At 42.4% G+C, this 23,913-nt stretch carries 14 protein-coding genes; 11 read left to right on the top strand and 3 right to left on the bottom strand.

Annotated elements, in window-relative coordinates; translation table 11 throughout:
* The first annotated feature begins 155 nt into the window (after positions 1–155).
* Positions 156–8,084, top strand: a complete 7,929-nt coding sequence (locus ABTV07_RS18710; RefSeq protein ID WP_433745263.1) for an S-layer homology domain-containing protein — start codon at positions 156–158, stop codon at positions 8,082–8,084.
* Between the two features lie 440 nt (positions 8,085–8,524).
* Here the strand turns inward: ABTV07_RS18710 and ABTV07_RS18705 are convergent, their stop codons facing one another.
* Complete coding sequence (locus ABTV07_RS18705; RefSeq protein ID WP_433745260.1) at positions 8,525–10,165, bottom strand: alkaline phosphatase; 1,641 nt, start codon at positions 10,163–10,165, stop codon at positions 8,525–8,527.
* A gap of 193 nt (positions 10,166–10,358) precedes the next feature.
* Here ABTV07_RS18705 and ABTV07_RS18700 point away from each other — a divergent pair, with 193 nt between their 5' ends.
* Both ABTV07_RS18700 and ABTV07_RS18695 read left to right on the top strand, forming a co-directional pair.
* Positions 10,359–10,922 (top strand): sigma-70 family RNA polymerase sigma factor, encoded by a 564-nt coding sequence (locus ABTV07_RS18700; RefSeq protein ID WP_433745257.1) that lies wholly within the window; start codon positions 10,359–10,361, stop codon positions 10,920–10,922.
* Positions 10,919–12,337, top strand: a complete 1,419-nt coding sequence (locus tag ABTV07_RS18695) for a hypothetical protein (protein WP_433745254.1) — start codon at positions 10,919–10,921, stop codon at positions 12,335–12,337. Before ABTV07_RS18700 ends, ABTV07_RS18695 begins: the two co-directional genes overlap by 4 nt.
* A 190-nt stretch (positions 12,338–12,527) precedes the next feature.
* On the opposite strand, the gene ABTV07_RS18690 is transcribed toward ABTV07_RS18695, so the two are convergent.
* Both ABTV07_RS18690 and ABTV07_RS18685 read right to left on the bottom strand, forming a co-directional pair.
* Positions 12,528–13,079, bottom strand: a complete 552-nt coding sequence (locus ABTV07_RS18690) for a DUF6155 family protein (RefSeq protein ID WP_433745251.1) — start codon at positions 13,077–13,079, stop codon at positions 12,528–12,530.
* 173 nt (positions 13,080–13,252) lie between these two features.
* The gene (locus ABTV07_RS18685) at positions 13,253–15,631 is read right to left on the bottom strand and encodes an immune inhibitor A domain-containing protein (protein ID WP_433745248.1); all 2,379 of its coding nucleotides are present in this window, start codon (positions 15,629–15,631) and stop codon (positions 13,253–13,255) included.
* A gap of 319 nt (positions 15,632–15,950) precedes the next feature.
* Between ABTV07_RS18685 and ABTV07_RS18680 the strand changes: the two genes are divergently transcribed.
* From ABTV07_RS18680 to ABTV07_RS18645, 8 genes are all read left to right on the top strand, one after another.
* Positions 15,951–16,700, top strand: a complete 750-nt coding sequence (locus ABTV07_RS18680) for a YveK family protein (protein WP_433745246.1) — start codon at positions 15,951–15,953, stop codon at positions 16,698–16,700.
* The gene (locus ABTV07_RS18675) at positions 16,690–17,394 is read left to right on the top strand and encodes a CpsD/CapB family tyrosine-protein kinase (protein ID WP_433745243.1); all 705 of its coding nucleotides are present in this window, start codon (positions 16,690–16,692) and stop codon (positions 17,392–17,394) included. Before ABTV07_RS18680 ends, ABTV07_RS18675 begins: the two co-directional genes overlap by 11 nt.
* A gap of 94 nt (positions 17,395–17,488) precedes the next feature.
* A complete protein-coding gene (locus ABTV07_RS18670; RefSeq protein WP_433745241.1) occupies positions 17,489–18,256 on the top strand; it encodes a tyrosine-protein phosphatase in 768 nt (255 codons plus the stop codon).
* Between the two features lie 315 nt (positions 18,257–18,571).
* Positions 18,572–20,389 (top strand): polysaccharide biosynthesis protein, encoded by a 1,818-nt coding sequence (locus tag ABTV07_RS18665; RefSeq protein WP_433745239.1) that lies wholly within the window; start codon positions 18,572–18,574, stop codon positions 20,387–20,389.
* 16 nt (positions 20,390–20,405) lie between these two features.
* The gene (gene galU / locus ABTV07_RS18660; protein ID WP_433745237.1) at positions 20,406–21,299 is read left to right on the top strand and encodes a UTP--glucose-1-phosphate uridylyltransferase GalU; all 894 of its coding nucleotides are present in this window, start codon (positions 20,406–20,408) and stop codon (positions 21,297–21,299) included.
* A gap of 225 nt (positions 21,300–21,524) precedes the next feature.
* A complete protein-coding gene (locus tag ABTV07_RS18655) occupies positions 21,525–22,655 on the top strand; it encodes a DegT/DnrJ/EryC1/StrS family aminotransferase (protein ID WP_433745235.1) in 1,131 nt (376 codons plus the stop codon).
* The gene (locus ABTV07_RS18650) at positions 22,655–23,299 is read left to right on the top strand and encodes a sugar transferase (protein WP_433745232.1); all 645 of its coding nucleotides are present in this window, start codon (positions 22,655–22,657) and stop codon (positions 23,297–23,299) included. The genes ABTV07_RS18655 and ABTV07_RS18650 overlap by 1 nt, the downstream gene beginning before the upstream one ends.
* Positions 23,296–23,913, top strand: a complete 618-nt coding sequence (locus ABTV07_RS18645; RefSeq protein WP_433745229.1) for an acetyltransferase — start codon at positions 23,296–23,298, stop codon at positions 23,911–23,913. The genes ABTV07_RS18650 and ABTV07_RS18645 overlap by 4 nt, the downstream gene beginning before the upstream one ends.

Below are 23,913 nucleotides of genomic sequence, written 5' to 3'. Positions count from 1 at the left end.
GTCGGCACCCTCAAGTCCACCCACACTTGGACAAGAAACCTGTCCCCTCGTCCCACCAAATATTAAAAAATATTACAATTTTACCAATTTAATAATAATATGGTAAAAATAACCTATAATTAATTGGTACTAATTATATGAACCGAGGTGCTTATATGAAGAAAAACGAATCGTTGAAAAAATTCCTGGCTGCTTCCGTATCAGCCACTATAGCTGCGGCATCCGCTGCAGGAGGTGCGGCGTTCGCCGCAGAAAAAGAAAAGTCATTTACAGATGTTGGTCCTGGAATATTTGGATATGACTCCATTACAAAGCTCGCAAATGATCACATCATTGATGGCTATCCAGATGGCACATTCAAGCCGAATCAGCCTTTGAAAAGGGGACAGGCAGCAAAGCTATTGACCCTGGCACTCCAGCTAAAAGCAGACACTACTAAACTCCCATTCACGGATGTTTCAGATACCTCCCCATGGAAATCCTACATCGAAGCAGTCGTTTCCAACCACATTTTTAATGGGATGAGTGACCATACGTTTCACGGTAATTATATGTTGTCAAGGGAACAGATGGCCACCATCCTTGTCAGGGCATTTGGACTCACAGCAATATCCGGTGAAAAAGAACATTCATTTAATGACAGCAGCCAGATTTCTGCTTCCCACGCTTCAAACGTGCAAATCCTCTTTCAGCATGGCATCACAACAGGCAGATCCGATGGTTCATTCGGCCCGCGGGATCCTGTTACCCGTGCCCAATTTGCTGTTTTTCTTGATAGGGCCTTACATACATCGTTGCAGTATGACCAGGCAAAAGTTGAAAATACCACCTCCGACAGTGTAAAAATCAATGGAACATATTTTCATATATCACCAGAAGTCGCACCGCTTTTTTCTTCCAAAAACCTGGATGCACTGAAAGGAGCTGCAATCTCCTTCCATGCTCTGAATAAAACGATCACCTCCATAGATGCAATCACCATCAATGCAAGCGGAAAAGAAGGCAAGGAAAAAGAATTCGACAGTCAAGTGATCTTGGACGGCGAGGGGCTTTCCGTTAAAGAAATCACGGTCAATGGAGACTTTGTCACACTGCAAAACTTACAAATTCAAAACCACCTGACACTATCTTCAAACGTCCAGCATGATTTTTATGCAAAAAATGTATCTGTTAAGGAAGAAGCATTTATCAATGGAGGGGATGACCATACGGTAGTGTTTGAGGATTCAACCCTGGCCAAAATGAGCATCTCTAAAGAAAATGTAAGGATTTCCGCTAGAGGCAAAACGGAAATCAAACAAATGAGTGTCAACAATAATGCAGTCATTGAAGGCGAAAGCACTTCTAAATTTGAGTCAGTCACTATTGGAGAAAAAGTAGAAAAACTGAATTTGAATGCTGAAGTTGCATCACTGCAGCTTTTAAACACAAAACCGCTTGAATTAACAGGGGACTTCAAGGCTAAAAACGTTATCCTTCCGAAAGGTACGAAGCTTGAGGAAGCGGTGAAGGATGCAGCGGGAATGAAGGGGAAAATCGAAAAGGTGGATGGGGTTCCAAACGGATCCAATGACTCATCCTCGGGTGACAGAAACACACCGCCAAGAGATACAACTGCCCCTGCTGAAGTACAGAATTTCTCCGGTGAGGCACAAGATGAAAAAGTTTCATTGACCTGGGACGTAAACACAGAGAGTGATTTCAGCCGATACGAAATTTATTATGCAGAAGGTCCTTCTGTAACGAGAAGTTCCGGACATATGATTCAAATCACAGATAAAAACACCACAGAAAAAGAGATTGCAGGCCTTACCAACGATACGACCTATACATTTGCCATCTACGCAGTGGACACTACAGGGAATTACAGCCAAGAAGCCACTGTACATCTTCAGCCCTCCAATACAACACACATAACGGATGGGACAAATCCATTTGAGGACAAAGAAGAATATGACCGTGATTATTCTATCGATATTTCAGAGAATGGAGAATACGGTGCGAGCTCCATGGGAAATGAAGCAACAATCAATGGTGACTTGACTCTGACAGGTAACGTAAATAATCTGACGGTACAAAATCTAAAAATTAATGGAACACTTACACTGGATCCAGGTGATGATGGAGAGGTAGAGATAACGAATGTCGAGGCTGATGATATTGAAATCCTCTCTGGGAAAATGGGAACGATCGTCTTCGAAGGAGCCAAAATAGGCACCATCAATGTAAAAGATAATAATGGGGTGAAACTGAAGGCCCTCGGGGAGAATCAAGTGAGTGAGATTAACTTGGCGCCGACAGCGAGTAACGACCAGACAGCGGTTGCGATGGAAGGGGCTTTTGGGGAAGCCGATATTAATATTAATTCACCTCTGGAGCTCCAGACAATAGGTGAGTTTTCAGCCAAAAGTGTCATCGTCAGCCCTGTGCAATCAACCAGTGATAAGTCAGTGAAGCTTACAGGGGATTTCAGCAAGACCGGGGGTGTGATTGTGACAAAGCCGGCCAAAGTTGAATCCTCTTCCGGGACTAATTTGCCGATCATCACCCTTTCAATTTCGGAATCATCCAACAATCATGTTTCGTTCAGCGGGGATTTTTCCAATACGGCACTCAAAGCAACTATGCCTTCTTCCATCCATTTCAATGAAGGCACTTCATTCACTTCCCTTCAAGCAGAAGAATCTGTGACACTAAGCGGTGAAGTAAGCAGTGAAATGACTATTCAAGCGTCGGATCATGCCACAATAGAGGCTGCAGATCAAGAAGTGCAGAATAAACTGGATCAATTAAAGACAGCGGCAAAATCAAAGACAATAGAGCTAGTAGCCGAAATATCAAATGAAATCTCAATCGATGATTTAAACCGTATAAGAAATGCAAGGAAACAGTATGCCACCGCAATGGCACTAGGAGTTCAATCATCGGAATTATTGACGGAAAATCTTAAGTTGACAATGGCTGAAACACAAATTAAGGCACAAACTGATAAGTTGGACACAATTAAGGCCCTTGTAACGTTATTGCCTGTATCATATTCAAAAACAACCAAAATCTATATTGATGACCTCAAAAATAAAATAGAATTGATCAATGGCAAATTCAATGAAGCGCATGATTTGGGCATAACGGACGTAGTGATCGAATCCTATTTAACACAGACTCTCTATAGCAGGTTAGAACGTGCCAACGCACATATTCACAATACCGAAAATCTGTGGGAAGAAAAGAAGCAAGATGCCGAAGCAAAAATCGCTGCTTTGGATTATGGGGAAATCACTGTCGCCAACGTTCAGAAAGCGGCTGCAGATTGTAACGCAGCAATTGCAGACATCACTCAATATAAAAAATATGGATTCACAGAAGAAGATTTGAAAGAGTACAGTAAGTTCACAGCCTTGCAGGAGAAACTTGATCAATTCAGATCCCATCAGACTCAATATTTGTCAGATGCGAAGTCTGCATTGGCCGAGCTTGATGCCAATATTACTCCTGAAAACCTGGAAGTAGTAAAAACAAAGCTTAAAGAAGCGGAAGACAAAGTCTCTCTTGCGAAAGAATTCGGGTGGGGAGATCAAGACATCGACGGAATCGAGAAAATCAAGGCTGTAAAAGGAGCCATTCAACTTTTTGAAGCGAAAATGGATGTAAGTCAAGTCTATGAAAAAACAGTAGTCAATCTACTTGGTAAAGCACCAGAGAGGGAGTCATTGTCCGAAGAAATTCACGGAGCAGAATCCAATGTGAATCTTTTGGAAGAAGGAGCCGAAAAGGAGAAACTGCAGGCTAAAATTCAAAGCCTCCTTGAATTCATATCAGCATCAGAAGAGGCAGACAAACTAAGCTCCCTTACCATTACGAGAGAAACCATCATTCAAAGTGAAGAACAGCTAAACGCTGCAAAAAATGCAGTGGAAAAAGTAGCAGCAGATATAAAATCAAAAGAATTCTTTGCTCAATATCAAACGATTATTACCAGGGCAGAGGATAAAATCAAAGCCATTAAAGAAGAAGTGGCTGCTGAACAAACAGCTACAGCGGCTGTAATCAAATTCACGAGTGCCCCATACACCACTCTAGAAGAGGTTGAAGCGGCCGCAACGTTGAAAGAGGAGGCATCCCAACTTGTTTCCTCATTAAAAAATGAAGAAATAAAATCAACATTATCTCAGCAGATCGAACAGCGGTGGAACGAAATCTCTCTAATAAAACCACAGCTTGAAGTGGACAACGCACTTGCAGAAGCGAATGCTCTAATAAATGATTTAGAGAATCAATTTAGTCCAGAAAAGCATACCGAAATAGTGACAAAACTTACAGAAGTCCAACAAAAGGTAAATAACCTGGACGAGGAATTTAAACTAATCTATCAAGAAAAATTTTCCGCCTATCAGGGGCGGCTAGTAAATATTGAATTGAATCAAGCGGGTGTGTCGTTAAATACATCAATACCTTCATCTACAACAAATAATATCAATCTTCCTACAACAGGTGAGTTCGGAACCACTATTACGTGGACCTCTGATAATCCAAATGCTTTAAACTCGACAGGGGAAGTGAATCGCCCGGCAATCGGACAGGAGGATGCAGCTGTCACATTGACAGCGGTCGTTTCGAAAGGAGATCTTTCAAAGACATTCACCTATCAATTGTCCGTGTTGGCTGAAATGGACGAATCATCCCCGGTTCATTTATCACAGGATGCCCTGCATTTCTTGGATGTAACGGAAGACTACTTCAATGGAATAGATTTTTCTGCATGGAATGAACCTATCCCAAAAAGTTTGATAGAATTTGAGTTTGATAAAGCGAAAATCAAAAAAGAAGTCCCTTCAGCCGTATATGTTCAGATGGATATCCAAAGACATGATATCTTCAACGAGAACTATGTTCCGCAATTCGAGGAACATGGTGCAGCCCCGGATTTGTTAGATGAGCGCAATCCCCAGACAACGGTAAAATCAGTCAATGTGTTAATGGAATCAGAAACAAGCGAGGACCTATACGTTTTTGTTTCTTTATTCAATGAGAATCATGAATTTGTTGGTTATCAAAAAGCAACAGTCCATACAGAAAAATTCGAAGGTCAATATAACACGGCACTGGCAGCTTTTAAAGAAAAATTAAAGGCCCCTGATTCTATCGTCTTTAAGGATTTTCTGCATTTAAGCAGGAATGCACAAGAAGATAAATTTCAAGAGTACATGGCACACATTGGGGAGTTGACTTCGGAATCGCTGACAGCCGAGCAGTTAAACAGTTGGATTCAAAATATCAACCATCCGATGGGGGAGATTCCAGCGGATATTCCAGATTTCAAACTGGTCACAGGGACTCCAAGAACCTTTGATATTTATACGATAGATGGAATCATTGGATGGCAAGAACGAGATAATTATAAAATTTTATCCCTGACTTCGAGCAATCTAGATATCGCCAAGGTGGATGAGGATAACAGCGATCCGGAATTTCCATGGTATGAATTAGTTCCTCAAGCTGCAGGTGAGACGGATCTTGAAGTGGTTGTCCAAAGAGAAGGAAGTACGCCAGTATCTTTTAAAATTCATATCGTTGTGTCAGGTGAAAACGCTACTCTTGAAGGATTGAATGCCATTCAAGTGCCTGATGTGAATACTATGTTTTATTCTGACGAAAAGGCTTATACAGAAGAAGTTTATTACCATATGTTGAAGCAAATCCAGGATATAGCGATTCCTGATTATATCCAAAAAAGATACTTAGGAAGTGAGCTGGCTGAAGTTTTATTGAAGCAGCGTCCTGAAAACGGATATTCTATGGAGCTGCTTCAAGAAAAAATCAACTCGGCCTCTGCTATCCTGAACGAACTGGATATTGAAAGGAAAAAGGTTAATTATCAAGTATCCCTATTGTCGAATGGAGGAGCCAATTCAATCAATGTAATGGATAAATTATTCAAGCAGCCTTTGGATAAATCGGATATTGAAGTGGACTATCACCTCAATTCCGCTCTAAGAAATTATATGGAGGTAAACGACGGCATTCTATATTTAAAAGCCAACACCAGTATAAACAGTAATATCCGGGATTACGCAACGATTAGTTTCACAAAAGATGGAATTACACTTCGCAATGGAACAGAAATTACCATTTACCCAGCTCAGCAAGTAAAGGAGCCGGCCATTCAAGTAGAAGAATACTATAAAAATATGGATGTCTATAAGCCGGGGCAACAATTTTATTTTAGGGTGCAGTCGGATTATCCCCTACATGAGAATGATGTGACATTACTGATGGGAAATCAAGTCATTCCATTAAAATGGATGACCAATGGAGATGCGATGCCGCTTTGCAGTTATAACTTGCCATGGTTTACAGGCGATCAAGAATTAAAGGTGAAAATAAATATAGGCGGTAAGGAATTTATAGAGCCGGTATCGCAAGTTCATGACCATATGGGGCCGCAAATAGCCAAAATTGAAAAACTGTCAGATAAGAATGCCATCCAGATTACCTACAACGAACCAGTTTTATTCAGTGATTCTTTTAATAGTGATCCTGCCCATGGGTTTAAAGCTGATGGTGGTAACATCAAAATGGTTATTTCGGATGGAAATAAAGTCACTATCTACTTTGACACTAGCTTGGATAATATAAATTCAATATCCTTGAATGGAAGTGGTTCCGGAACACTGTCGGATGAATCCGAAAATAAGTACACTGGTATAGAGTACATTGCCCTCAATGATGGGGTTAATGGACTCTTGGATGAGTTAAGTAAATCGGATTGGGGAATTAATGTCTATCATCTAAAAGGGGACATTTTGGAGAGTACTGAAAATCCGCTGATCTATTCGAGTTTTGATGTATTTCCTGAAATTTTTACGGATACAGATACGGAAGATGAAGCGGCTGCAAAGCTTCAGACCAAGTTGAATGAATACATCAAGGATATGGATATTACTTCAGCGATCGTACAAAATATGCAGAAAATAGTTGATACGGTCAATGACCAAGTGCAATATAGAGCATTTCTTGAGTTAAGGCTCCCTGATGGCAATTCTGTATATGTGATGTTCAGGAATTCAATGACGCTTACCCACCCAGGGCAAGGAGGATCGGGTGAATCCATCTTTAGTTTGACGCGGGATCACGAAGATACGGATTATGAGAGAGCGGGTGGACTGAAGAATTCAATTCATATCCACACATTAGATGATTCAGTCGATCATTATGAGATTTATAGAAGTAATGGCGATGATCCAGAGATATTATTGGCGACTATTCAACAGGATAATGAATATTTAACCTATGAAGATATGAAAAACTTACAGAGCAATACGCTATACCACTATAGAGTAAAAGCCATTGATTCTAACGACAATGAAATGGCAAGTTCAGAGCTGGAATTTAAGAGCGCCAATGATTCTGATGAAGTACCACTCTCACTTACAGATGTAAAAGCAGTGTGGGATGAGGAACAGAGTGCGGTCCAACTCACGTGGTCACCTTGTACATCCTCTGACCTCGCATCCTATAAGGTTTACCGTACAGAAGTTGATCCAGATCAGGATGAAGATTGGGAGAGTCTTCCCGTGGCTATTTCGAAAGATGCCACTTCATTTATCGATGAGACAGTCAGCAAGGGAAAAATGTATAACTATCGAGTGATGGCAGTCGACGAATCGGGGAAAGAGAGCTATGCTTATGATCAATGGAATAAGATTTTCACTGGAACGGAGCACTTCTCGTTTACCCAGATTGAAGGCAATAATGTGAAAATAGATGCGAACTATAAAGATCAACACTTTTTAGTGATTGATACAGGTCAACAATCTGGGGGCACGGACCTATTTTCAGTAGCAGATATTGATTGGGAAGTAAACGAAGATGGTGAGCAAATATGTTCATTTTACTTGGTAGCAAACGAGTCAGTTCCACCGGGCACTGTGGAGATCAGATTGAAAGACACCAAGGGCACCGAAGACAGTAGTGATGATGTACTCGCAGACAATGTATTATTAGCACAAGTAAATGAAGATGGTACAGTAGAAATAATAGGAACCAGAGGAGACGCAGGGACAGGTTCCTTGTCCCAGCCTTAAAAACTAAATAAAACAATGAAAAAGGAAATCCTATTGAACACTGGATTTCCTTTTTTTATGGGGACAAGGAACCTGTCTCCATCTACAATTGGACAAAATGATGGTGAATAGGAACAGATTTTAAGAAAATTGAATGAAAATCATGATTAAAATACTCACCAAACAGGCTCTATGCGCGAAAATTGATTGCTTATAAACTACTTCTCATGATCTATGCGCGAAAACACCTCGGCTATGCGCCAAAACAACAGCCCTATGCGCGAAAATCACCTTCCTATGCGCCACTGCCTAATCCTGTCCCAATTTGTCCAAACATCACTCGACAAAAACCGGGGCGTGACAGGCAACTTCATGTCGTCAACTTCATCCTGGCAACATTGTGTCTCCCAACAATGGGACAAGAAACCTGTCCCCACGTCCCACCACGTCCCACATCCACATCACTCAACCGGTATAAAAAACTCATCCCCATTAAACACAGTCACACCACTAAGCTCCGCAGCCTTCCCATTCTTAATCCGCACATTCTTATTCTCGGGATACTGAATCACCAAACCATCTTTCTTCGCCGTAAACACTGGGTTCTCCGCATCCGACTTATCAATCGACACAGCAAATCCCTCAGACTTATAAAATTCCGCAGCATTCACAAACAGCCGCGAACCAACCGCCCCCATATCCATCCCGATAAAATCCGCAATATACCGAGAAATCTCTATATTATTAACCAGCCCCGCAGGCTTCCCAGGACCATACGAATACAAAAACACATCCTCACCGGTATGCCCATGTGTCGTAAAGCCGAGATGCGCCCGCTCAGCCAACAGCTTTACCATCTCGCCGCCAACATCCTTAGAACCTGCCACCATCGAAAAATCATCGACAGAAAGCCCGTCCAAGCCGTAATCCGCCAATACACTCTTCAAATTAGAGCGGTCTTCCTTCATCTCGGAAACCGCACCTTCCACCGTGAGTTTTGCCTTCTTCAACGGCACAATGATCTTCTCAATCGGCGTATGAGCATACGTCTTATTCGTGGTGCGCCCCCCGATTGTCAACCCGCTGTTCCCATGATCCGTAACAGCCACCACCATCGTATTCCCATCCTTCTTCGCAAACTTCAGCGCCTCACCGACCGCCTCGTCAAACGATAAAACCTCACTGATCATCCCAACCGGGTCATTCTTATGCGCAGCCCAGTCGACCTTGCTTCCTTCCACAAATAGAAAGAATCCATCCCGATCCTTGGACAAAACATCAATCGCTTTTCCGGTCATCTCGGCCAAAGAAGGCTGCTCAGGATGCAGTTTCGCACGGTCGAACTCATACGCAACATCCCCATAAGCGAAACTCCCCCACAACTTAGAACCAGAAGCGCGCTCCATCGGCCTCTTCGTCTCCACAAAAGAGTATCCTTTATCCCGTATGACTTTCACCAGGTTCTCTCCATCCTTACGGGCATCCTTCGCCCCAAAAGGCACCTTCTCCAGCTTCCCAACATCCAACTCTGACTTAGGAATCAACGAAAGCTTCCCGCCGCCGAGCACCACATTCATCCCTTGATACACCTGCTGTTCGCCGATATCATCAAAATCATTCCGGGCAATGGAATGGGACGAAAAAGCAGCGGGGGTCGCATGCTGGACAGGGGAAGTAGACACGATCCCCGTAGCCAACCCCTCGGCCTGTGCAGCTTCCAGTACATTCACCACCGGTCGGAAGGAACGTTTCTGCTTCTCTCCACGGACCTCGGAATCAACAACAGGCACCATCCCAATCGCATCCGTTACAGTCTTATGCCCCGTCGCAAGAGCCGTCCCGGCAGCGGCTGAATCCGTAATTGAAGACTCCAAAGAATACGTCCGCACTCCGCCGGTCAAAATCTTATCCATATTCAGCGAACCACCCTTATACCATCTCGCCAGCGTCACCACATCGGAATTCGTCCCGTCCATCACCATGAAAATCACATTCCGCTTCCCGGGCTGCTTCGCCTTGACCTCAGGGGCAGACTGGCACCCCGACACCAACAATGAAATTGAAAAAATTACCATCAATAAATCTCTCTTAAAAACGCCCATTCCAATCCTCCGTTGCTAAAATGTCTTTATAAACAGTTTTTGGAAAAAGTCGAGGAATATACAAATAAATCGGGTTTCAACAACCATACAAAATATTTCCAAAATAAATTATTCCTTTTTTGAGACTCTTTGGAGATTACATCCGTCGAAGTGTCAGATACAAAAAAAGGAAGTGAAAGGATTGTACAGCGCAATGGAGAGAAGTCGGTACCGGGAGGAACAGAGCCATCTGGATCAAACATCAAGCCAAACAGCCACACTGGAGAATTTGATTGATCAATATGAAAAAGCGATCACGCAATTTGCGTTTACCTATGTCAAGGATTGGGAAGCGGCCCAGGATATTACACAGGAAGTTTTCATCAAGGTTTATGAGAAATTGAACTCTTTTCAGCAGAGGTCTTCAATGAAGACTTGGCTCTTCAGCATAACAGCCAACCAATGCAAAGATTATCTAAGAGTCCAGGAGAGCGGAAAGCGGAAGCTGACCTCCTTTATCCAAAAGGTCTTTACCCAGCAAGAAGAGAGATCACCCGAAGACCTCATACAGGAAAAGCAGCAAAACACAAGTCTCGCACAGGATGTCCTCTGCCTCCCGGTAAAATATAGAGAAATCATCATCCTTTATTATTACGAAGAATTAAATACCAACGAGATTGCGGCTTTGCTCAATCAAAGTCCATCTTCCATCAGGACAAAACTGGACAGGGCGCGCAAACAGTTGAAAGAGCTCAATGAAAGGAGAGCTGAAGCATGAGAGACGATCAATTTAAACATTTGAAGGAGGAACTTGACCGTGAAGTTTTTTCACAGGCTCCTTCCAGATCTAAAAAACAGGAAATCTTAAAAAATATTCAAATGAAACGTAATCCTAGACGTACATTAATGAAAAAATGGATATATCCAGCTACAGTTGCAGCAGCATTATTTATTGTTTTCCTTGTTTCCTATCCTTACATCTTTCACTCAAATACAAAGGATGTGGGCGATGTTCCTCCTTCGTCTGCTGCAAATATAGATAAAACGCCAACCAAAGAAACTGCAGAAGAAACGGAGAAAAGTCCAGAGGAAAATCAGAAAGACCAGGAGCAGCCAGCAGCTGTAGAACAGAATGAGAAGTCTGCTGAAGAGTGGAGAGTGCATTTTCAAAAAATCTGGGCCCAAAAAAACAGGTCATTCGACAATCTCCATTTAAAATATACGGCGTATTTCGGCTCTAGTAAATCAGATCCAAAATCCAGTTATATCATTGACAGCACTATGGAAAATGGAAAGCTGGCATACAATTACAAAGAATTCGCTGACGATAAATTTTCTAAACTCAGGGAGCACCTCATTTATAAGGATGAAACACAATATTTAATGAATGATAGTGCAAAAGAGTATGATAGGAATTATCTGGATGGTAATAAGAATATTTTAAGCAAGGATCATGCCTTTGACCTCATTCCTATATTCCCTAAATATGATCTCAACTCCAACCTTGGAGAAGACAATTATAAATGGGAAATAGATCACTATAACAAGGAAGAAAATTGGGTAGAAATCACTGCCGAAAAAGTTGCGCCGGATAAATTTCCAGATGCGACACCAGGTGAAGTCCAGAAGTTACATGCAAAAATTGATACGGAAAATGGAATACTGCTCAGTTTGAAGGATTATGATGCAGGCGGTACCCTAATAAACGATATAGAAGTAACGGAATTGGCAGTGAATGAACAGGCGGATAAGTACAAACCGGATGTAGAGCTTCCTGCTGGCTACGTGAGCTTAGAAGATAAAAACAAAAATAAAGTGGAATTTAAAGAAGAATGGGTGAATGCTGCTGGTGCAGAAGCAAAGAACAATGCTGAAGTGGCTGATTTCTTCTACTCCGGAGAAGGAGGTAAGCTATACTTTGTTTTGGAATTTCAGGACAATGCGGACCTGGAAAAGGCAAAAGATATATCAAAGAAATTCATAGAGACATTGACAAAGAACGCTGACAGCTCTAAAGAATTAAAAGAGCGCCACCTTACCCTTTGGGACGATGGCCAATATTCATTCACTATAAGGATGGATATCGCAGATAAATCCTATGAGGGGGACGAGAGCATCGACAAGCAGAATGATGTACCTCAGATAAAATGGAAGCAGCCGACCAAAAGAATCAGATTTGGATCAAACTCATAAGGGACAATAGGGACAGGTTCCTCGTCCCACCCAATTGAATATGGGAAGCCGAAAGGAAGAATGGAGTCTGTGTACTCGTTCTTCCTTTTTCCATGGGACGAGGAACCTGTCCCTCCGTACCAGCTGGGACACGGGGACAGGTTTAGTGTCCCTGCATTATGCACACCAAAGTAAGAAAAACTTAGAACTTTTACTCTTCATCAATTTCTTCTTCATCCCAGCCCATCGAATAATAAATCTCCTCAATAGCCATAGGGTAACCCCAGCCGATTCCTTCTGACTCGCGGACCACCCGATAAAAACGATCCTTAAATGTCGCTACTAAAGCCACATCCTTATCGCACTCCATTGCAGCCTTATCATACATCGACACCAAACTGTTGTAGAACGTCATATCAATATCCCCAAAGGCATTCGTGAATTCCGTTCCAAGTTCCACATAGTAAAGCATGAGGTCCAGTGTACGTGCAGGATCATCCACTAGCTTTTTAAAAGTCGTGATGGCCTTTTTCGCTTCAGTAAGCCTCAGCTTCCCGTGTCCTCTATCCGGGAAAAACTCGTTCCGAATCTGCACTCTTGCTTTTTCATGCAGCTCTACATGTGCTTCTTCACCAGCGAACTTACTGGATAAATAGTCTTTTACATCAGAATTCAATTTGTATAAATCAGCAATGAGAGTGATAAGATCTCTCTGATCCAGACTTTTTAACTGTTTTTTCAAATCAGTGATTTTGATCCCCATTATAAATACACCCCAATAAATAAGATTCCACGTTGATTATACCAGAGACGCAAGGACAGGTTCCTTGTCCCAATCCCCGCACAAACCAAATACAAAAAAAGAAACCGAAGTCAAATGACTCCGATTTCCTTTTTGGGAAAGGGCCAAGGAACCTGTCCCCATGTCCCGCCAGCTTATTTATAGATGACCACCGATCCGACTGATTTGTCTTTTGCTTGGTCGTTGACGAGTACTTTTATTCCGTATGGTGTCAGGTTTCGTCCTGCATCCGGCATGAATTGATTATTGAAGTCATGGATGTCATCGAACAGCGGGATTCCTGCTTGGCTAGCCAAGTATAGGGTTTGCCCCGGATAGATAAGATTCATTCCTGAAGTCGGCAGGAGATTGAACGCTGCATCCGCGATTTGGTAGCGGCTGGATGCTTCAACTCCGGTATTCCACTTAAGGTCTGTATCATCGTGTGCATCCACGACTCCAAGGAAGCCGTCGCCAGGATGGACGCCTGTCCAGTTGTCTGTATAAGCGCCGTCCACATACCATACGACCAATCCGCCATCATAGCTCATCAATGAGCTGCCGCGTGCGATATGGCCCAAGCCTTCATCGACACCTGCGTGATTGCGCCATTCTAATAGATAATAGTGGTCAGTATATTTATTTCCATCAAATTTTTCGAAGCCATTCAATGAGAATGCAGGAGTATCTGACTCCGCACCGTCTTCCAATATTGTCGCACCGTCCGCTGTCACTTTGATATTGTCAGCGAAGAATCCAAGGTAAGAGGAGCCCCAGTCCGTTGCGTAGCGAAGGCGAAGTTTGATGTTTTGCCCCGCATAGGCAGAAAGGTCAAATTTTTCATTTGTCCATCCGCCGGAATTCCCGGTAAATCCAGGCAATGAATCTTTAATAGTAGGATAGCCGCCGGTATCAATATCACTGCGGGTATCCCCGTTTCCAAGCGAAGTCCACGTCGCTCCGCCATCAGTGGAAACCTGTACAAATGCATAATCCCAGCCTTCTTCAATGTCATACCAGGCATCGAAGGAAAGCTCTGTTGATGATTTTCCAGTCAAATCGACATCAGCGACGAGGGAGTTATCGATTTCATCTGCCTGTCCGCCCCAATACTCATAGTTGCCTTCAGCAGGAGTGTTGACAGGCGTTTTCTTTTTAGGCAGATTCACTTGGACCGCTTGATTATTTTTTCCAAGCGGTGAATTCGCTTGATCAAGCAGGAATGTCGTCCCATTTTTCTTCAAATCGGAGTAGTCTATGACAGTAGGGTTTGTCCATTTCCCACCCAATGTGGCCTGGAAGTATGCCTTGGCCCATGGAGAAAATCCTGTTGGCTCCGTACCCGGGATTTTTCCTGCCCATGATCCTGCCGCCATGATGGACCAGTATTCTACTGCATCTCCAGCACCTGAATAAATGGTATCGTATTCATCCGGGAGACCTAAGTCATGTCCGAACTCATGAGCGAAAACGCCCGTAGCCCCGTCTTCAGGCATCATTGTGTAATCATAGAATCCAGGCAGGCCTTTTCCTAGACCGTCTGGATCGACAAATGCGCTTGAGCTGTGTGACCAGATAGCGTCATCCCCTTGAGCACCGCCGCCAGCTTCCTGGCCGACTCCGGAATGGATGATCTGCAAGTGGTCTACCAAACCATCAGGCTCATTTACATTTCCGTCCCCATCAAGATCCATCGGGTCTTCAAGGTCGTAGTCTTGTAAAGGGATGCCTGCAGCAATAGCAGATGCATAAGTATCTGCCACTAATTTCTTGGATCCGCCTGGTGCAACGTTATCATGGCCGCCATTTCCCCTATCCGCTCCATAGAAAGCAGCAGTCCCCGGCACTTTCAGCCAACCATAGGCTTGTCCATCAATCGTATACGTGCCGCCGGACTGTTCTTCATAGAATTGCTTCTGTGAAACTAGTTTTTCCCCATTCGGGCCAGCGACTCCATTTTCCCCGAATATCATATCTTCATAGTGCTTTGTATTGTAGTCCGTATAATAGTTGTCCGTGTCGCCAGGCTTAATATTATTATGAGGATTGTCAGCGAACTCAACCATGATGGTGAGAAGTTTCCCTTTACTCGCAACACCCGGAGATTTGGATTCCTTTACTGGCTTCGGTGGAGCGGTGCTTCCTTTTAGTTTCCCGTCACCTTTTCCTTTCATCTTTTCTTTAAATTTTTTATGATTTTTTGCTTCGGCTGCTTTGGCTTTGGGCGCAAGTGGATCCCGTTCAACAGCGCCGACCTGCTTCCCTTTAAATGCTAGATAATCCTGTAAAGCAATCTTCTTTTGTGCCTCCGATGCATTTGCCGGAATCTTTCCTTGCTTGATCAATGACTTTAAAAGTCGTTCATCGTTTACGAGTGCTAAATCCAATGTGCTGGAAGTATGAGAATATGAGGGCTTTATGCTGGATTCTTCGATGGATTTGGCGAAACTAGTAGATGTAAAAGGAATTCCTAGTAGTAAAGTACTTGCTGCCATGATGCTCGTGATGCTGGACTTCAAATTTTTCTTTTTCAATGATTTTCCTCCTAAATGTTTTTTGGCCATAAATTTATAATATTCCAATAAAATTAAATTTGATAGAAAAGTCGTACATCAAATAGTGACAAAAAAATAATAGACTTGTAAAAAAAATAAGAAAAATGTCACAAACATGTTCCTGTCTGAAAATTAGGAATTCCTCCCAATTAAAAAATAATAGACAATAATCAAAAATAAATTGCTATACTAGTAAATAAGGAATAAATATACAAAAAATATAAAAAATGAAAAAATAAGTAATTTAACCTATTAAAATGGTATAATATTTCAATTAGTACTAGACTAGGAGGCACGTATGGAAGAGACAATTAGTTTAAAAGAATTGATGGAAACCCTTCGGAAGAGAATCTGGCTGATCATCTCGATCACAGTGGTGGCGGCAATTGTCAGTGCTGTCGTCAGTTTTTATGTTTTGACCCCGATTTATCAAGCTTCCACCCAGCTGCTCGTCAATCAATCCAAGGACCAGAATGCCATGTACAATACGAACGAGGTTCAGACGAATCTCCAGTTGATCAATACATATAACGTGATTATGAAAAGTCCCGTCATCCTGGAAAAAGTCATTCAAAACCTTGATCTCGACATGACGGTAAGTCAATTGAATTCTAAAATAAGCGTCCAAAGCGAAAAAGATTCACAGGTCGTCAACGTGTCCGTTCAAGACCCTGACCCAGCATTAGCCGCTGATATTGCAAACAGCACAGCGCTTGTTTTCCAGGAAAACATTGTGAACATCATGAACGTAGACAACGTCAGTATCCTGGCAAAAGCCGTCGTTCAAGACCATCAATCGCCGATTAAACCGAAGCCTCTTTTGAACATCGCCATTGCCATCGTTGTGGGATTGATGGCAGGAGTCGGACTTTCATTCCTATTGGAGTACCTCGACAACACCATCAAAACCGAGCAGGATGTAGAAAAAGTGCTAGGTCTCCCGGTCCTTGGTGCAATCGCCGTCATTGAAACGCATAATCAGGAAGAGGAAGAATTAAAAGCAGACCGCAGAAGCCGTGTAAGGGGAGGGAAAGTTCTTGGGTCTTAAAAAATCAAAAAAAACATCACTGCTAAGTACAAAACGAAAACTCATAACGAAATTAAGTCCAAAATCGCCAATCTCTGAACAGTATCGGACCATCCGGACGAATATTCAATTTTCATCCGTGGACAGGCCGCTCCGTTCCCTGATGATCACATCCTCAGGTCCGGCAGAAGGCAAATCCACGACAACTGCGAACCTTGCTGTCGTCTTTGCACAGCAAGGAAAAAAAGTCCTGCTGGCAGATGCAGACCTCCGCAAACCGACCGTACATTATACTTTTGGAATGCTGAATACAATCGGCCTGACGAACGTTCTTTCCAGGCAGACAGAGTTGGATGACGCCATCCAGCCGTCAGATACCGATTATTTGGACATCCTGGCAAGCGGCCCGATTCCGCCAAACCCGGCAGAGCTGCTAAGTTCGGCTTCAATGGAAAATTTCCTAGCCGAAGTGTATCAGAAGTATGACATCGTCCTTTTCGATACACCACCTGTTACAGCCGTGACCGATGCTCAGGTGCTGGCGAATCAATGCGATGGAACGATCCTCGTCATTTCCAGCGGCTCCACAGAGAATGAACAGGCCATTAAGGCAAAGGAACTACTCGAGACGTCTAAAACAAAACTGCTTGGCATAGTATTGAATAACAAGAAAATGACAAATAATCAGTATTATTATTATTACGGTGCAAAGTAGTCACGATTCGACAATTTACAGCCATTTACAGATTATTGAGATAATAGTACCATTAAATTATTGATTCTATTGATGGACAAGGAGTGAAGCGTTAATGATCGATTTGCATTGTCACATACTCCATGGAGTGGATGATGGACCAGCGAATAGGGACGCAAGCCTGATGATGGCCAAAAAGGCAGCAGAGGAAGGCATCCATACGATCATCGCCACTCCGCATCACAAGAATGAAAAGTATGAAAACCCTAAAGAAACCATTCTGCAAGAAGTGGCGAAGATGAATGATTACCTGAGAGAGCACCGCATCGACGTTGAAATTCTCCCAGGGCAGGAAGTGAGGGTAAACGGAGATATCCTTCAAGAGTATGAAGAAGGCGGGATCGTCACTCTGGCTGACCGCACTCCATTCATCCTGATTGAATTCCCATCAGGGCATGTTCCGAGATATGCCGAGAAGCTGCTTTATGACATTCAGCTAAAAGGGCTCATGCCAATCATCGTCCATCCGGAACGGAATCAAGAACTCATCGAAAATCCTGATATCCTTTATAAATTTGTGAAAAACGGTGCTTTCACACAAGTGACAGCAGGAAGTGTAGTAGGGAAGTTCGGGAAGAAAATCCAGAAGTTCTCTGATCAACTCATCGCCTCCAGCCTGACCCACTTTGTTGCATCTGACGCACACAACGAAACGAACAGGGCTTTCCACCTTGGAGAAGCCTACAACCGGATTAAAAAACAGTTTGGCTCAGATATCGAATACCTCTTTCAAGAAAATCCATACCTGTTGCTCGAAGGCAAAAGCATCATAAAGGAAATACCGGAGAGGGTAGGAAAGAAGAAGTTCCTGGGAATCTTCTAAGAGGATTCCTTTGATTTTTACCCATCTAAGAAAAATATTACATAAATGGTAATGCCTCCTTACCGATATCAATGGAGGTACTCGGCCATGCTGTGGGCACCAACCAATAGTGAGACCTTAGACGCAAGTCGTCGATGGTGTGGCGTGAGGGCGGGTTAAATGCCCACTTATTTCTCTCTATATATAATAGGAAGAAACTCGGATAAATATCTAGTGAAAATACATGTAAAGACACGTGTATTACCACTGGATATTTATTTTTTACACAAAAATCTTGTATGACCCAATCATCTATATTAAAGGGGGAAAATCGGATTGACGTACCGAAAACGTCTTACATTCTTAATCCTGCTGGATTCTATCATTGTATTATCCGCCATTTATTTAAGCTATTTAATGCTGCATCCGCATCTCGAAGTCCTGGCGTATCCAAAGCTGATATTGAGTTCCATCGCTTTGCTTCTCAGCCATCACTTATTTGCAAGCATGTACAAGCTTTATAACAAGGCTTGGGAATATGCCAGTGTGAGTGAGCTTACAGCCATTGTCAAAGCAGTCTCCTTTTCCATTATCGTAACGGCCATTATTCAATACCTTTATAATTTTGATGTTTATTTCAGGGCTTTGCTGATGACTTGGATGTTCCATGTCCTGTTCATCGGGGGTTCCCGCTTTGCCTGGAGAGTTTTCCGCAATACATACATACATTCCAAAGTGGAAAAACGCAGGACATTGATCATCGGTGCAGGTTCCGCAGGTCTCATGGTGGCACGCCAGCTGAAGAGAAATCATGTTGGGGAGCTCATCCCAGTCGCCTTCATTGATGATGATCCAAAGAAATTCAGGCTGCATTATTTTGAAATCCCGGTCGTCGGGGATTCCACCACGATCCAAAGGGCAGTTGAAAGCTACAAAATCGAAAACATCATCATTGCCATCCCGTCTTTATCCAAGCAGGATCTGAAGCGGATTTTTGATGAATGTGCCAAAACAACGGCAAAGACGCAGATCATGCCGATGATCGAGGATATCATCTCCGGAAAAGTATCCGTTAATCAGTTCCGTGAAGTACAGGTTGAAGACTTGCTCGGGAGAGAGCCGGTTCAGCTCGACATTGAGAGCATCACAGAGTATGTAACAGGCAAGACCATACTTGTCACAGGTGCAGGCGGTTCCATCGGCTCTGAAATCTGCAGGCAAATTTGCCGTTTCAATCCAGAAAAGCTTATTTTGCTGGGGCACGGGGAGAACAGTATATATGGAATCGATATGGAGCTGAAAGGATTGAATTCAGGATCCATTGACATCATCCCAATCATTGCCGATGTTCAGGACAGAGAGCGTATCTTTGAAATAGTGAATGAGTACCGTCCGGATGTTGTCTACCATGCTGCGGCACATAAACATGTGCCATTGATGGAATACAATCCGAAAGAAGCCGTGAAGAACAATGTCATCGGAACACGCAACGTGGCAGAAGCGTCCGATACGTTCGGGGTGAAGACATTCGTCCTAGTTTCCTCTGATAAAGCAGTGAATCCAACGAATGTGATGGGATCTACGAAGCGAATTGCCGAGATGGTGATCCAAGAGCTGGACAAACACAGCCCAACAAAGTATGTCGCAGTTCGATTCGGGAATGTATTGGGCAGCCGGGGAAGCGTTATTCCGTTGTTCAAAAAGCAGATCCAGGCAGGCGGTCCGGTTACAGTAACTCACCCGGATATGACGAGATACTTCATGACCATTCCGGAAGCGTCAAGGTTAGTGCTGCAGGCTGGTGCGTTGGCACGCGGCGGAGAGATCTTTGTACTCGATATGGGTGAACCAGTCAAGATCGTGGATCTCGCGAAAAACTTGATTCAGCTGTCCGGCTATACAATAGAAGAAATCGGAATTAAGTTTGCTGGAATTCGTCCTGGGGAGAAAATGTTCGAGGAGCTTCTTGGGGAAAATGAAGTGCATCAAGTACCGGTGTTCCCGAAGATATTCATTGGGAAAACAGTGGAGTTCAATTATTCAACAGTGAATCACTTGATTGATTCATTTTTAGAAATGGAACCAGAACGGTTGAAAGAAATAGTCTTAGGTATGGCTAATAAAAACGGAATCGATCTGTTGAACCATGTGTAATAAGGGGGATTATTGAATGCAAAAAGTACGAAAAGCCATCATTCCAGCAGCAGGCCTTGGAACGAGATTCCTGCCTGCAACAAAAGCGCAGCCGAAGGAAATGCTGCCGATTGTCGATAAACCGACGATTCAATACATCATTGAAGAAGCAGTTGCTTCAGGGATAGAGGATATCATCATCGTAACGGGACGGGGAAAGCGTGCGATCGAGGATCACTTTGATAAGTCCTATGAGCTTGAAGAAACATTGGCGAAAAAAGGGAAGTTGGAGCAGCTAGAAGAGGTACAAGGAATTTCAAAGCTGGCTAATATCCATTACATACGTCAAAAAGAGCCGCTCGGACTTGGACATGCGATTGCATGTGCGAGCCGGTTCATCGGTAACGAGCCATTTGCGGTTTTATTGGGAGATGATATTGTTCATTCACCAGAAAAGCCTTGCTTGAAGCAGTTGATTGATGTATACAGCCGCTATAACTCCTCCGTCATTGGGGTGCAACAGGTGCCGGAAGAGGATGTTTCGAAGTATGGTGTGATTTCGATTAGCAATAATGGGATTGATCAGTGTATCTTTCATATTGATGATTTGGTGGAGAAACCGAAGAAAGAAGTTGCACCATCCAACTATGCGATCATGGGTAGATACATTTTACGACCGGAGATCTTTGAGATCTTAGAGAACCAAACACCTGGTGCTGGTGGAGAGATTCAGTTGACTGATGCCATTAAGAAATTGAATGAGATGCAGATGGTTGTTGGATGTGAGTTTGAAGGTGTGAGGCATGATGTTGGGGATAAGTTTGGGTTTATCAAGGCTACTTTGGATTTTGCTTTGGAGCGTGGGGATTTGAGGCGGCAGGTTTTGGAGTATTTGCGGAGTGTTTTGGATGGAGAAGAACTAAAAATATAAAGTTTATTATACGAATGGGATGAATCGATCTGTATTAGAGATTCATCCTGTTTTTAGTGTAAAAACAAGAGAATATAGCAATTATTATTCGCTATATATAATAGGAAGAAACTCGGTATCAAATAATAGTTTTTAGTGGTTTAGCAGTTGAGTAGAAATAAAAAAGATCTAATTAAGTCCTAATCTACTAAAATATCTACTTCACTATGGAAGGAAGTAAAGAATATGGATCCAACGAAAGTAAACGAAAGAATTTTCCTCTCTTCACCACATATGAGTGATGAAGATTATGAAATGCAATATATAAAGGAAGCTTTTGAAACAAACTGGATTGCACCCCTTGGTGAAAACGTAAATGGATTTGAAAGAGAGCTTGCTGAGAAGGTTGGTTCCAAAGCTGCAGCAGCACTGTCTTCAGGAACAGCTGCAATTCACTTAGCCCTTAAAGCGGCAGGAGTTGGAGAAGGGGATATTGTATTCTGTCCAACACTTACTTTCTCTGCTACTGCAAATCCAATCATTTATCAAAATGCTACTCCTGTATTTATCGATAGTGATTATGAAACTTGGAATATGTGCCCACAAGCATTAGAAAAAGCATTTGAAAAGTATCCAGAAGTAAAGGCAGTCATTGTTGTTCATTTATATGGCTTATCTGCAGATATGGATAAGATAATGAATATTTGTAAGAAACATAATGTTGCGGTTATAGAGGATGCAGCGGAGTCATTAGGCACTTACTATAAAGGAAAGCATACAGGGACTTTTGGTGATTATGGGATCTTCTCTTTTAATGGTAACAAGATCATCACTACATCTGGTGGTGGGATGCTTGTTTCTAATAATGAAGAAAGAATTTCGAAGGTAAGATTTTGGGCCACACAATCTCGAGATCAAGCAAGGCATTATCAACATAGCGAATTAGGGTTTAATTATCGTATGAGCAATGTGGTTGCTGGGATTGGTAGAGGACAGCTCAAGGTTTTAGATCAAAGAGTAGCGAAGAAGAATTATATCTTAGAGTTTTATAAGAGAGAGCTTGGTGGACTCGAAGGCGTTGAGTTTATGCCTAGTAATGAATGGGATGAACCGAATTACTGGCTAAGTTCGATTACGTTGACTGGTAAAGTACGACCAATTGATATATTTAATGCATTGGAAGCAGAGAATATTGAGTCAAGGCCGGTTTGGAAACCGATGCATCTTCAACCGTTCTTTGAAAAGTATGATTTTGTGGGTGAAGGTATATCGGAAAAGTTGTTTGAGAATGGGGTTTGTTTGCCGTCTGATACGAAGATGACGGATGAGGACTTAGAAAGAGTTGTGGAGACTATTAAGGGGTTGTGGTTTAAGTAATGAATAATTCCAAAGGTGGTATTTATAGAAGATTTGTAAAAAGACCGATGGATTTCATGCTATCATTAATCTCCATTATTGTTCTTAGTCCGGTACTTCTAGTAGTTGCAATTCTTGTGAGAACGAAATTAGGTAGCCCTGTTCTCTTCAAACAAAAGAGACCTGGGCTTAATGAAGAGACTTTTATGATGTATAAGTTTAGGACTATGACTGATGAAAAAGATGATAAAGGGGAGTTATTACCTGATAGTGTTAGGTTGACGAAGTTTGGTAGGTTGCTACGTTCTACATCTCTTGATGAACTACCGGAACTTTTTAACATTTTGAGGGGTGATATGTCCATTATTGGCCCTAGGCCATTATTGGTGCAGTATTTACCGTTGTATAACAATCATCAAAAACGACGTCATGAAGTAAGACCTGGGCTATCTGGTTTGGCGCAGGTTAGTGGTAGAAATGCGATTAGTTGGGAAGATAAATTTAATCTCGATGTTGAGTATGTGGAAAATGTAAGTTTCATTGAGGATTGGAAGATAATATTTTTGACCATAAAAAAGGTTTTCGTCAGAGAGGGCATTAATTCAGAAACTGCTGCTACGATTGAGCATTTTAAGGGAACCAAAAAGGAAAGAATCGAAATATGAAAAACAAACTTTTAATAATTGGTGCTAGCGGTCACGGAAAAGTTGTTGCAGACATTGCATTAAAAATGAATAAATGGCAGAGTATTGCTTTTTTAGATGATGATAAAAGCATCAAATCATCAATAGGGATAGAGGTTATTGGGACTTCAGATGATGTTTTTACACATATAGATGAGTATGAAATATTTGTTGGTATTGGTAATAATGCAACAAGACAGAGGATTCATGAAAATCTAGAAACAGTAGGTGCTAGTATTCCCGTATTAATTCACCCTAACTCGGTAATCGGGAATCAAGTGGAAATAGGCAATGGGACAGCTTTAATGGCAGGAGCAGTAGTTAACTGTTGTACTAAAATAGGAAAAAGTTGCATTGTTAATACTGGTTCTACAATTGACCACGATAACTGTATTGAAGATTTTGTTCATATTTCACCAGGTGCTCATTTAGCAGGTACGGTTAAGGTTGGAAAATGTTCTTGGTTAGGTATCGGAAGTGTAGTAAGTAATAATATCACCATCACTAACGGATGCAAGGTTGGTGCTGGTTCTGTTGTGGTTAAGGATATAACCGAACCTGGTGTTTATGTTGGTGTCCCAGTTAGGAGAGTATAG

Source organism: Falsibacillus pallidus (genome assembly GCF_050990905.1).
In the GTDB taxonomy this organism is placed as follows: domain Bacteria; phylum Bacillota; class Bacilli; order Bacillales; family DSM-25281; genus Falsibacillus; species Falsibacillus pallidus_A.
Note: the sequence above shows the minus strand (reverse complement) of the source record. Positions and strands in the feature narration are given on the sequence as shown.

Excerpts from the sequence above, each read along its gene's own strand:
- ABTV07_RS18710 (WP_433745263.1), top strand. The coding sequence starts at position 156 with ATGAAGAAAAACGAATCGTTGAAAAAATTCCTGGCTGCTTCCGTATCA.
- ABTV07_RS18705 (WP_433745260.1), bottom strand. The coding sequence starts at position 10,165 with ATGGGCGTTTTTAAGAGAGATTTATTGATGGTAATTTTTTCAATTTCA.
- ABTV07_RS18700 (WP_433745257.1), top strand. The coding sequence starts at position 10,359 with ATGGAGAGAAGTCGGTACCGGGAGGAACAGAGCCATCTGGATCAAACA.
- ABTV07_RS18695 (WP_433745254.1), top strand. The coding sequence starts at position 10,919 with ATGAGAGACGATCAATTTAAACATTTGAAGGAGGAACTTGACCGTGAA.
- ABTV07_RS18690 (WP_433745251.1), bottom strand. The coding sequence starts at position 13,079 with ATGGGGATCAAAATCACTGATTTGAAAAAACAGTTAAAAAGTCTGGAT.
- ABTV07_RS18680 (WP_433745246.1), top strand. The coding sequence starts at position 15,951 with ATGGAAGAGACAATTAGTTTAAAAGAATTGATGGAAACCCTTCGGAAG.
- ABTV07_RS18670 (WP_433745241.1), top strand. The coding sequence starts at position 17,489 with ATGATCGATTTGCATTGTCACATACTCCATGGAGTGGATGATGGACCA.
- galU (WP_433745237.1), top strand. The coding sequence starts at position 20,406 with ATGCAAAAAGTACGAAAAGCCATCATTCCAGCAGCAGGCCTTGGAACG.
- ABTV07_RS18655 (WP_433745235.1), top strand. The coding sequence starts at position 21,525 with ATGGATCCAACGAAAGTAAACGAAAGAATTTTCCTCTCTTCACCACAT.
- ABTV07_RS18650 (WP_433745232.1), top strand. The coding sequence starts at position 22,655 with ATGAATAATTCCAAAGGTGGTATTTATAGAAGATTTGTAAAAAGACCG.
- ABTV07_RS18645 (WP_433745229.1), top strand. The coding sequence starts at position 23,296 with ATGAAAAACAAACTTTTAATAATTGGTGCTAGCGGTCACGGAAAAGTT.